Genomic DNA, 10,701 nt, shown 5'->3' with positions numbered 1-10,701 from the left:
TGCGCTGACAAAATTTTCCCCCACCCCTGTCGTTCATATAAAAGGAGACAACCATGTTCAAACGCAGAACCATTGCATCGGTGATTGCCGGTGCCGCCTTGCTGGTGGCTACTTCCAGCTTTGCCCAGTTCGCCGAGCGCACCATCAAGCTCACCAACGGTGTCAACGAAGATCACCCGGTGGGCGCCGGCGTCAAGAAGATGCAGGAGGTGCTCAATGCGAAGACCGGCGGCAAGATGAAGATCAACGCTTTCTGGGGCGGTGCGGCAGGCGGCGACCTGCCCGCCACCCAGGCGCTGCGCGCCGGCACCCAGGAGATGGTCTGCACCTCCAGCTCGCCGCTGGTCGGCATCATTAAGGAACTGGGCGTCTTTGACCTGCCCTTCCTGTTTGCCAATGAGAAGGAAGCTGACGCTGTTCTGGACGGTCCGGCCGGCCAGTACTTCAACAAGAAGCTCGAAGCAGCCGGGCTGGTCAACCTGGCCTACTGGGAAAACGGTTTCCGCAACCTGACCAACAGCAAGCGTGCCGTGGCCAAGGTGGAAGATTTTGAAGGCGTCAAGGTGCGCGTGATGCAAAACAACATCTTCCTCGACACCTTCAAGACACTGGGCACCAACGCCGTCCCCATGGCCTTCGGTGAAGTGTTCACCGCACTGGAAACCAAAACGATCGATGGCCAGGAGAACCCCTTTGTGACCATCGACACCTCCAAGTTTTACGAAGTACAGAAGTACCTGAGCGTGACACGCCATGCCTACACACCGTTCCTGATTCTCTACAGCAAGAAGTTGTGGGATCAGCTCAATCCGCAGGAGCAGGCGGTGTTGCGTGAGGCGGCCATCGAGGGTCAGAAAGTGCAACGCGCCACCATTCGCACCCAAAGCGACACGGCACTGGCGGGCCTCAAGGCCAAGGGCATGGTCGTCAACGAGATCACACCGGCCGAGCAGCGCCGCATGTTCGAGAAGGTCAAGCCGGTGTATGAGAAGCACACCGCCAGCATTGGCGCCGAAGCGATTGATGTTGTTTTCGCCGAACTGAAGAAAGTTCGCGGCGGGAAATAAGTTGCCTGGCAAACGGCCGCAAGGGTGCGCCTTTGCGGCCTTTTTTTCTGGAGTCTGAATGAAGATCACCAAAGTTGAAACCCTGCGGCTGGGCGAGTTTCCCAACATCATCTGGGTCCGTATCCATACCGACGAGGGCTTGGTCGGCCTGGGCGAAACCTTCATGGGGGCACAAGCGGTAGAAGCCTACATCCACGAGTGGGTCGGACCCAAGCTGTTGGGCAAGGACCCCCTGGCCATTGAGGCACGCAACAAGGACATCACCGGCTACCTGGGCTGGCGCGGCTCCGGCGCCGAGACGCGCGGCAATTCGGCGGTCGACATCGCGTTGTGGGACATCTTCGGCAAGGCCGCCAACATGCCGGTTCATACCGCGCTGGGTGGCAAGAGCCGCGACGCTATCCGCATCTACAACACCTGTGCCGGGTACAAGTATGTGCGCCATACCGTCAACCAGAGCACGGCCAACTGGGGCCTGGGGCAACACGCAGGGCCTTATGAAGACCTGGAAGGTTTCCTGCACCGGGCCGACGAAGTCGCCCTGTCGCTGCTGAGCGAGGGCATCACGGGCATGAAAATCTGGCCCTTCGACCCGGCCGCCGAAAAGAGCGACGGCCAGTACATCAGCAACGCCAACCTCGACACCGCGCTTGAACCGTTCCGCAAGATCCGCGATGCGGTGGGCGACAAGATGGACATCATGGTCGAGTTCCACAGCCTGTGGCGTCTGCCCATGGCGCAGAAGATTGCGCGCGCACTCAAGCCTTTCAACACCTTCTGGCACGAGGACGCCATCCGCATGGACAGCCTCGACTTGCTCAAACAATACGCCAAAGACTGCGAGGCCCTGATTTGTGCCAGCGAGACACTCAGCTACAAATGGGGTTTCAAGGACTATCTGCAAACCGGCGTGGCCGGCGTCGCCATGCTGGATTTGAGCTGGTGCGGCGGCCTGACCGAGGCCCGCAAGATCGCCGCAATGGCCGACGCCTGGCAACTGCCGGTGGCGCCGCACGATTGCACCGGCCCGGTGGTGTGGGCGGCGTCCACCCATCTGTCCCTGCATGCCCCCAATGCGCTGATCCAGGAAAGCGTTCGCGCCTTCTACAGCGGCTGGTACAAGGAATTGGTGACGGAGTTGCCCACCGTGAAAAACGGCATGATCAGTCTCAACGACAAGCCCGGGCTCGGGCTGGAGCTGCTGCCTGATCTGCACCAGCGCGCGGATGCCACGGTGCGTTGGTCCAAATCATGATTGGGAATCCAACTGGCCGCAGCCATTGCCCAGTGATTAGTTCAATTCAGTTTGGCAAAGACACACCGACCTTGTGGCCGGCCGCCACCAACTCTTGCCAGGTCTGGGCGTCCACCGCGATGCCCTCGGCTTGGCGTTGCTGGCGGTAAGCACGTTCCGGGTCACCGGCAATTTGCACGGCGTCAAAGCCGGGTGCGACGGGCCCGGCGCCAAGCCAGTCGATGAAAGCCAGGGCTTCCTGCTCAAAAGCGGCCTGGGTGCCCAGCTTGGCGGGATCTATCAGAATGGTCAGCATGCCGTTAACCACGGCACGCACGTCCGGGTTGCACGACTTGTGCCAGGTGCCGCCGCCGGTCAGCGCACCACCCAGCAGTTCGCAGGCGACCGCCAGGCCGTAACCCTTGTGCTCGCCAAAGGCCAGCAGCGCACCAAACAAGCCATTGCTTTGGGGCACCACCACGACACCCGGGTCCGTGCTGGGTCGGCCGTGTTCGTCAATCAGCGTGCCGGGTTCGACGCGCCGGCCTTCGTTGTGTGCCACCCGCATCTTGCCCTGCGCCACGCGGCTGGTGGCAAAGTCCAGCACAAAAGCTTCGCGCCCCTTGAGCGGCACGCCAATGCAGCAGGGGTTGGTGCCGAAGCGCCCGTCGCCGCCGCCAAAAGGCGCGACCACAGGGCGCGACAGCACATTGACAAAATGCAGCGACACCAGGCCCTGCGCCACCGCCAGTTCGGCGAAGTGCCCGATGCGTCCCAGATGGTGTGCATTGGCCAGCGTCATGATGCAACTGCCATGGGTTTGGGCACGGCGGATGCCGAGTGCCATGGCCTGCTCACCGACGACCTGGCCATAACCGCGCTGCCCATCCAGCGTCAGCAATGACCCGCTGTCCAGCACCACCTGCACGCTGTGGTTCGGCTGTAGACCGCCTTCGAGCACCGCGTCCACATAGCGCGGCAGCATGCCCACGCCATGCGAGTCGTGGCCGCTCAGGTTGGCCAGCACCAGGTTGGCCGCAACGGTGTCAGCTTCTTCGGGGGAACTGCCGGCGGCGACCAAAACCGCCGCGACCTGAACCTGTAAGTCGGCCGCCTGAAAGGATTTGGGCATCAAGGTTACATCACCGCGCCAACTTGCCAGGGGACAAACTCGTTTTGTCCGTAGCCGTGCAACTCGCTCTTGCTTTTGGCCCCTGACGCCGTGGCCAGGACCAGCTCGAAAATGCGCTGCCCCATCTCTGCAATGGTGCTGCTGCCGTCGATGATCTCGCCACAGTTCAGGTCCATGTCGTCTTCCTGCCGGCGCCACAGCACCGAGTTGGTCGCCAGCTTGAGTGAGGGCGCAGGAGCGCAGCCGTAGGCCGAGCCGCGCCCGGTGGTAAAGCAGATCAGGTTGGCACCGCCGGCCACCTGGCCGGTCGCGCTGACCGGGTCATAGCCGGGCGTGTCCATGTAGACAAAGCCATGCGTGGTAACTTTCTCAGCGTATTCATACACCGCCTGCAGGTTGCTGGTGCCGCCTTTGGCGACCGCACCCAGCGATTTTTCCAGGATGGTGGTCAGGCCGCCGGCCTTGTTGCCGGGCGACGGGTTGTTGTTCATCTCGCCGTCGTTGATCTGGGTGTAGTGCTCCCACCACTTGATGCGCTCGATCAGTTTTTCACCGACTGCGCGGTTGACGGCGCGACGCGTCAGCAGGTGTTCGGCGCCATAGATTTCCGGAGTTTCGCTCAGGATGGCCGAACCGCCGTGCGCCACCAGCAGGTCCACTGCGGCGCCCAGTGCCGGGTTGGCACTGATGCCGGAGTAGCCGTCCGAGCCGCCGCATTGCAGGCCGATGGTGATGTGTGCAGCGCTGCAGGGTTCGCGCCGGACCGCATTGGCCTGGGGCAGCATGTCCTTGATCAGCGCGATACCCTTGGCGACCGTTTTGGCCGTGCCGCCGGTGTCCTGAATGCTGAAGGTGCGCAAGGTGTCGCCTTCGCGCAGACTGCCATTGGCCAGCCAGGCATTGATCTGGTTGGACTCGCAGCCCAGCCCCACCACCAGCACAGCGGCAAAGTTGGCGTGGGTTGCGTAACCAGTCAGTGTGCGCTGCAAAATCTGCAGCCCCAGGCCGTCGCTGTCCATGCCGCAGCCCGTGCCGTGGGTCAGTGCCACCACGCCATCGACATTGGGAAAATCGGCCAGCGCTGCAGGATGGTTCTGGCGCGAGAAGTGGTCGGCAATTGCCCGCGCGGCGGTGGCAGAGCAATTGACACTCGACAGGATGCCAATGTAATTGCGCGTGGCCACGCGGCCGTCGGCGCGTTTGAACCCCATGAATGTGGCCTCACGGCGGGCCGGCTCAGGCTTGAGGTCGGCGCCAAAGGCGTAATCGCGTGCGAAGTCGCCCTTGTCCGGCCCCATGTCGAGGTTGTGGGAATGGATGTGCTCGCCGGCGCCGATCGGCTTGCTGGCAAAACCGATGACCTGGTTGTAGCGTCGCACCGGCGCGCCGGGGGCGATGGCATGTGCCGCAATTTTGTGACCGGCCGGAATCAGGCCCTTGATCGGGATGCCATCAACCAGGCTGCCGCTGACCAGTTGGGTGCGGGCAATCAGCACATCATCGTTGGGGTGGAGGCGGATAAAAGGTGTCATTTAATTGAAAACCATGTTGGGAAGCCACAGGATCAGCTTCGGAAAGTAGGTGATGACGGCCAGACTGCCCAGCAAGGGCAGCAGCCAGGGCAGAATCGCCACCGTGGTTCTTTCAACCGACAGTTTGGCGACCCGCGCTAGCACAAACAGTACCATGCCCATGGGCGGATGGAGCAACCCAATCATCAGGTTGAGCACCATCACAAGGCCGAAGTGCACCAAGTCGATACCGAGCTTCTGACAGATCGGAATCAGGATCGGCACCAGGATGGTGATGGCGGCGGTGGGCTCCAGGAAGCAGCCGACGAACAGCATCAGCAGGTTGGCCAGCAGCAGGAACATGTACGGGTTTTGTGTAAACCCCAGCACCCATTCACTGATGGCGGCGGTGACGCCGGTGGCGGTGAGCATCCAGCCGAAAATGCTGGCTGCGGCCACAATGAACAGTACCGTGCTGGTGGTCTCCACGGTGTCCAGGCAGACCTTGACGAACGACTTGAAGTTCAGGGTCCGGTACCAGGCAAAGCCCAGCACCATGGCCCACAGGCAGGCGGCAATGGCGCCCTCGGTGGGCGTGAAAATACCGGTCGTCATGCCGCCGATCAACAGCACTGGCGTCATGATCGGCAGCGCGGCCTGGAACTTGAACAGCTTGTCAGCGATGAACAGCGCGACCAGGCCGGCAAACACCGTCAATTGCGCCGGCAGACCGCCTTTGACAATCAGCAGCCACAGCACCACCGGCCAGCCAATCACAGCGCCGGTTTCGATCAATGCCTTGATCACCCGCGGCCACTCGAATTTGATGTCGGCGCCCCAGCCGTTCTTGTGGGCAAAGTAGGCCACGGTCAGCATCATCAGAAATGCCATGAACACGCCCGGCAAAATACCGGCCAGAAACAGCGAGCCGACGCTGACGTTGGCCATCATGCCGTAAATCACGAACGGCAAGCTTGGCGGAATAATCGGGCCGAGCGTGGCAGAGGCCGCCGTCACGCCGACAGCGAATTCCTTGCTGTAGCCGTGATCCGTCATCGCCTTGATTTCAATCGTGCCGAGACCAGCCGCATCGGCAATGGCGGTGCCGCTCATGCCGGCAAAAATCACCGAGCCCAGCACGTTGACATGGCCCAGCCCCCCCTTCATCCAGCCCACCAACGCCAGCGCGTAGTTGTAGATGCGATTGGTGATACCGGCGTTGTTCATCAGGTTGCCCGCCAAAATAAAGAAGGGCACGGCCAGCAGCGGAAAACTGTCGATGCCGCTGATCATGCGGTGGATCACCACATACGACGGCAGCGTGCCGGTCCACCAAATGTAGAGCAGTGCAGAACCGGCCATGGCCATGGCCACCGGAATGCCCCCACCCAGGAGCAACAGAAAAATGATTTTCAGCATAGGGATTTCGCTTAAGCCTCTTCCATGGTGGTTTCAGGACGTTCGAGCACGCTGTAGCCGCGCTTCCAGTGAATGCGTGCGACCTGGATGGCACGCCAGGCCATGGCCACAAAACCGGCCATGCAGACGCCATAGACCAGGTTCATCGGCAGATCGATCATCGTCATGCGCGCATTGCTCAGCTTGTTCATCAGCATCAGCGTGAGCACCGCGAAAGCGACCAGGAATATCACGCGCATCACGTCCACCCCGGTGGCCATGAGGCGGGCCACCTTTGGCGGCATGAACCTGTAAAAAAAGTCCACCTGAATGTGGTTGTTCTTGTGAACGCCAATGCAGGCACCGATAAAAACCACGCCGATCAGCAGGTAACGCGCAATCTCCTCGGTCCACGCGGCGGAGTCGTTGAGCACATAACGGGTAAAAAATTGGTAAAACACGGTGGCGCCGAGTAGCCAGAAGATACCCAGCGCCACCCAGGCTTCCAGCGTGGTGCCGGAAAGATCGACGGCGTCATCCTGGGCATGGAACTGGCCGTCCTCCCCCATGACATGGGGGAGCGCATCAATGTCTTGCATGGTTCGCGCGTTTATTTGATGGCAATGATGCGGTCGTAGTCAGACTGGCGGTACCCGTAGTCGGTCGGTTTGGCGTTTTTCAGCACCGCCTCACGGAAGGCGTTCTTGTCCACCGTGATGACGTTGATGCCTTTTTGCTTGAACTCGTCAACCAGACGGGTTTCCGAGGCAATGATTTCACGGCCGGTTTTCTCGGCGGCTTCCTGCATCACGTCGTTGAAAATTTTTCGGTCAGCCTCGGACAGCTTGTTCCACAGCGGCCCGCCAACGACGGTGAGCAGCGAGTCCACGATGTGACCGGTCAGCGAGATGTTCTTTTGGACTTCAAAGAACTTCTTGGCCAGGATGGTGGGCAGCGGGTTTTCCTGTGCGTCCACGGTGCCGTTCTGCAGTGCCAGATAGACCTCGGCAAAGGCAATCGGTGTGGCGTTGGCGCCCAGTGACTTGGGGAACGCGACGTAAGCTGGCGCGTCGGGCACGCGAATCTTCAGACCCTTCATGTCTTCGGGTTTGACGATCGGGCGATTGGACGTCACTTGGCGGGCGCCGTAGTAGTTCAGGGCCGTGATGTGGTTGCCGGTCTTGTCGTCATAGCCTTTGGCCAGTTCCCGGAACACATCGCTCTTGGCGTACTTCAACTGGTGCTCGGAGTCGCGGAAAATGAACGGGAAGTAGGTCACAGCCAGCGGCGGGTAGTTGGAAGCTGCAAAACTCGCGCCAGTCAGGATGATGTCCACGGTGCCCAGCGTCAGGCCCTGGTTGATGTCGGACTCCTTGCCCAGCGATGAGGCCGGAAAGACCTGCACTTCGTAGCGGCCATTGGTTCGCTTCTTGATCTCGTCACCCGCCCAGACCGACCATTTGTGAAATGGCTCGGACGTCTCATAGACGTGTGCCCATTTAAGCTTGGTCTGCGCATGGGCGATGCCGATAGTGCCGGCAGCACCGGTAAATAATGCGCAAGCAGCGATGGCTTTGATTGCAAGTTTTGTCAATTCACGTTTTTTCATGATGTCGCCTCGGTTGGTGGTTGTGAAATCTGTGGCTGTCAGGCTGGCTTGGCGCGGCGCCAACTCGCGTTGTATCGTTGATTGGCATTTTTCAGGTGGCGTTGCATGGCGTTGCGCGCAGCGCCGGCATCGTGCGTGCGAATCGCTTCCAGCACTGCGGCGTGTTCGATCAGGGCGGCATCCCATGATTTCTGGTCTTCAAAATAATCACCCAAACGTTCGAACAGCGTGCCGTGTCGGGCTTGCCAGTAGCCGCAGATGGTGTCGTGCAGCACTTCGTTGCCGCAAGCCTGGGCAATCGCGTTGTGAAAGGCCTCGTCGCCCGCGCGTGGCACCAGGCCCATGGCAACTTCGTCGCGCATTTGCTGCAAGGCATCACCGATGAGTTTCAGGTCTGCTTTTTTCGCATTGCGGGCCGCCAGTGCAGCGACCTCGCTTTCAACCAGCTCGCGCGCCCGCATCAGCTCCAAGGGGCCCCATTCGACCGCGTCGCGGGTCTTTTTGCGCGAGGGCTGGCGGGCTTTTGGCTTGAGCACATAAATGCCCGAGCCACTGCGCACCTCGACCACCTTCTCCACCTCCAGCGCAATCAGCGCTTCGCGTATCGAAGGACGGCTGACACCCAGCTGTGTAGCAAGTTCCCGCTCGGCCGGCAGGCGGCTGCCGACCGGAAACTCGCCCCGGTTGATCAGCGAGCGCAATTGCTCGGCAATCTGGCGGTACAAGCGTTGCGGCTGAATGATCTGCAGTGGCATGTTCGGCGTTTTGAATGACTGTCAAAGATGAACCTGAATTGGACAATTGGTCAGGCCAATTAATAGTCTCATGATTCCCTCTTCCGTGCATCCGGATAAACCCTGTACCGGCGGCAGGGTGCCCTGAACCGCCTAGTTTGAACTGTCGCACTCAGGGCATGAGCTGGCCGCCATTGACCTCGATGATCTGGCCGGTGATGTAGCCCGAAAGCAGGTCGTCGGCCAGGAACAGGTAGGCGCCCACGCACTCGTCAGAGGTGCCCAGCCGGCCCATCGGGATGCCACGGCGGGCGCCTTCGAGTTGTTCCGGCGTCGAATTGCGTTCGTGGAAATCAGTCAGGATGACACCCGGCGCCACGCCGTTGACGCGCACGCCGTGCGGTGCCATCTCACGTGCCAGCGCACGGGTCATGGTGCTGACAAAGGCCTTGGCCGAGCCGTACAGGCCGACACCTTCCCCGCCGCCATTGCGGGCGGCGATGGAGGTGGTGTTGATGATGTTGCCGTGACCGGCCTGACGCATCACAGGCGTGGCCGCGCGGCAGATGGCAAAGGCGGCGTGGATATTGAGGCCGACCACGCGGTCAAAGTCCGCGTCGCTGGCCTGCTCCAGCGTTCGGCGGCCAAACATGTCGCCGGCGTTATTGATCAGGATGTCCAGACCACCGAAGGCCTGAACGGTCTGCGTCACCAGTTGCTCGGGCACGCTGCGCTCCAGCATGTCACCGGCCAGCGTGATGGCCTGTCCGCCGGCCTGGCGGATGACGTTGGCGACGGACTCCGCAGCCTCGCGGTTGTGCGCGTAATGCACGGCGACCCGCGCTCCGGCGGCACCGAAGGATTGCGCCACCGCCGCGCCGATGCCCGAGCTGCTACCGGTGACGAGAACGGACTTGCCGGCAAACCGGAGGGCCTGGGAGGGTGTGATCATGAGGTGTTTTCCTGTGACGTGTAGAGCTTGTTTCGAGTGGGGCAGCGGCGTCAGCCTGCAGCAGGTACTGCGCGTCGGCCCTCGACCAGCGCCATGGCGTACCGGATGGCATCAACCATGCTCTCGGCACTGGCGCGCCCCGTACCCGCGATATCGAATGCCGTGCCGTGGTCCACCGAAGTGCGCAGAATCGGCAGACCCAGCGTGATGTTGACGCCGCTGACCGCCTGCCACACGCCGGTGGCCGGGTCGATGCTGAAGCCCAGCAGTTTGACCGGGATGTGGCCCTGGTCGTGGTACATCGCCACCACCGCATCGAACTGCTGGGCGCGCAACTTGATGAACACCGTGTCGCCTGGCCAGGGGCCGGTCACAGCGTGACCGGCGGCGGCGTATTCGGCCACCAGGGGCGCGATGACGAAGCCGTCTTCCTTGCCCAGGATGCCACCTTCGCCGGCGTGCGGATTGAGTCCGGCCACGGCCACTCGTGGCTGGCGGATGCCCAGCGCATGCAGCGCCTCCAGCGTGACGTCAAGCACGCGGCGCAGGCGCTGCGGCGTCAGGCGCGCCGGCACCTCGGCCAGGGCGCAGTGGGTGGTGACATGGGTCACGCGCATCGGCCCATGGGCCAGCATCATCACGCCATCGCGCATGCCGCTCAGATGGGCCAGCATCTCGGTGTGGCCTTCGAACGGATAACCCGCCAGGTGCAGCGCCTCCTTGCACAGCGGCGCGGTCACGATGGCGTCGGCCTCACCGCTCTGGCACAGCGCGACCGCGCGGGCCACGGCACGGTAGGCCCAGTGCCCGCCAGCTTCGGAAATGTCGCCAGTGGTCAGCGGCTGCGGCACCGGCCCGACGTCGATCATGTCCACGAGCGCAGCGCTGTCGAGCTGGAGCAGGCGCCCGGCTTGCGCCAGCGCCTGGGCACTGCCAAGCACCTTGAGTTCGATGCGGCCCTGCGCCACGAGATCGCGCATCTGGTGCGCGGCCTTGACAATGATCTCGGGGCCGATGCCCGCCGGGTCGCCCATGGTCAGGGCCAGTCGGATGGGGGTGTTCAT

10 protein-coding genes are annotated in these 10,701 nt (G+C 61.9%); 2 read left to right on the top strand and 8 right to left on the bottom strand.

Going from position 1 to position 10,701, the window contains the following annotated elements:
• The first annotated feature begins 53 nt into the window (after nt 1–53).
• Together NDJ10_RS14640 and NDJ10_RS14635 are read left to right on the top strand one after the other, a co-directional pair.
• Nucleotides 54–1,067 carry a TRAP transporter substrate-binding protein gene (locus NDJ10_RS14640; protein ID WP_296163618.1) on the top strand — a complete coding sequence of 338 codons (1,014 nt, stop codon included), beginning with the start codon at nt 54–56 and terminating at the stop codon, nt 1,065–1,067.
• 58 nt (nt 1,068–1,125) lie between these two features.
• Nucleotides 1,126–2,322, top strand: a complete 1,197-nt coding sequence (locus NDJ10_RS14635) for a mandelate racemase/muconate lactonizing enzyme family protein (protein WP_296163616.1) — start codon at nt 1,126–1,128, stop codon at nt 2,320–2,322.
• Nucleotides 2,323–2,368: 46 nt separating this feature from the next.
• Here NDJ10_RS14635 and NDJ10_RS14630 read toward each other — a convergent pair whose 3' ends face one another.
• The 8 genes from NDJ10_RS14630 to pdxA form a co-directional block, all read right to left on the bottom strand.
• Nucleotides 2,369–3,433: a malate/lactate/ureidoglycolate dehydrogenase gene (locus NDJ10_RS14630; RefSeq protein WP_296163615.1), complete on the bottom strand. Its 1,065-nt coding sequence runs from the start codon at nt 3,431–3,433 to the stop codon at nt 2,369–2,371.
• A 5-nt stretch (nt 3,434–3,438) separates the two neighbouring features.
• Nucleotides 3,439–4,965 carry an altronate dehydratase family protein gene (locus NDJ10_RS14625; protein ID WP_296163613.1) on the bottom strand — a complete coding sequence of 509 codons (1,527 nt, stop codon included), beginning with the start codon at nt 4,963–4,965 and terminating at the stop codon, nt 3,439–3,441.
• Complete coding sequence (locus tag NDJ10_RS14620) at nt 4,966–6,363, bottom strand: TRAP transporter large permease (RefSeq protein WP_296163610.1); 1,398 nt, start codon at nt 6,361–6,363, stop codon at nt 4,966–4,968.
• 11 nt (nt 6,364–6,374) lie between these two features.
• Complete coding sequence (locus NDJ10_RS14615; protein WP_296163608.1) at nt 6,375–6,941, bottom strand: TRAP transporter small permease; 567 nt, start codon at nt 6,939–6,941, stop codon at nt 6,375–6,377.
• Nucleotides 6,942–6,952: 11 nt separating this feature from the next.
• Nucleotides 6,953–7,951, bottom strand: a complete 999-nt coding sequence (locus NDJ10_RS14610; RefSeq protein ID WP_296163607.1) for a sialic acid TRAP transporter substrate-binding protein SiaP — start codon at nt 7,949–7,951, stop codon at nt 6,953–6,955.
• A gap of 38 nt (nt 7,952–7,989) precedes the next feature.
• Nucleotides 7,990–8,706, bottom strand: a complete 717-nt coding sequence (locus tag NDJ10_RS14605) for a FadR/GntR family transcriptional regulator (protein ID WP_296163606.1) — start codon at nt 8,704–8,706, stop codon at nt 7,990–7,992.
• A 151-nt stretch (nt 8,707–8,857) separates the two neighbouring features.
• Entirely contained in the window at nt 8,858–9,637 is a 780-nt protein-coding gene (locus NDJ10_RS14600) for an SDR family NAD(P)-dependent oxidoreductase (RefSeq protein WP_296163605.1), read from the bottom strand.
• A gap of 50 nt (nt 9,638–9,687) precedes the next feature.
• A complete protein-coding gene (pdxA, locus tag NDJ10_RS14595; RefSeq protein WP_296163602.1) occupies nt 9,688–10,701 on the bottom strand; it encodes a 4-hydroxythreonine-4-phosphate dehydrogenase PdxA in 1,014 nt (337 codons plus the stop codon).

It is taken from the genome of Rhodoferax sp. (genome assembly GCF_023700745.1).
Lineage (GTDB): Bacteria > Pseudomonadota > Gammaproteobacteria > Burkholderiales > Burkholderiaceae_C > Rhodoferax.
The sequence above is the reverse complement of the archived record's forward strand: the minus strand, read 5'-3'. Positions and strand labels throughout refer to the sequence as shown.

What these genes read in the sequence shown, in the direction of transcription:
- NDJ10_RS14635 (WP_296163616.1), top strand. Translation starts at nt 1,126, where the DNA reads ATGAAGATCACCAAAGTTGAAACCCTGCGGCTGGGCGAGTTTCCCAAC.
- NDJ10_RS14625 (WP_296163613.1), bottom strand. Translation starts at nt 4,965, where the DNA reads ATGACACCTTTTATCCGCCTCCACCCCAACGATGATGTGCTGATTGCC.
- NDJ10_RS14640 (WP_296163618.1), top strand. Translation starts at nt 54, where the DNA reads ATGTTCAAACGCAGAACCATTGCATCGGTGATTGCCGGTGCCGCCTTG.
- NDJ10_RS14610 (WP_296163607.1), bottom strand. Translation starts at nt 7,951, where the DNA reads ATGAAAAAACGTGAATTGACAAAACTTGCAATCAAAGCCATCGCTGCT.
- NDJ10_RS14600 (WP_296163605.1), bottom strand. Translation starts at nt 9,637, where the DNA reads ATGATCACACCCTCCCAGGCCCTCCGGTTTGCCGGCAAGTCCGTTCTC.
- NDJ10_RS14630 (WP_296163615.1), bottom strand. Translation starts at nt 3,433, where the DNA reads ATGCCCAAATCCTTTCAGGCGGCCGACTTACAGGTTCAGGTCGCGGCG.
- pdxA (WP_296163602.1), bottom strand. Translation starts at nt 10,701, where the DNA reads ATGAACACCCCCATCCGACTGGCCCTGACCATGGGCGACCCGGCGGGC.
- NDJ10_RS14615 (WP_296163608.1), bottom strand. Translation starts at nt 6,941, where the DNA reads ATGCAAGACATTGATGCGCTCCCCCATGTCATGGGGGAGGACGGCCAG.
- NDJ10_RS14620 (WP_296163610.1), bottom strand. Translation starts at nt 6,363, where the DNA reads ATGCTGAAAATCATTTTTCTGTTGCTCCTGGGTGGGGGCATTCCGGTG.
- NDJ10_RS14605 (WP_296163606.1), bottom strand. Translation starts at nt 8,706, where the DNA reads ATGCCACTGCAGATCATTCAGCCGCAACGCTTGTACCGCCAGATTGCC.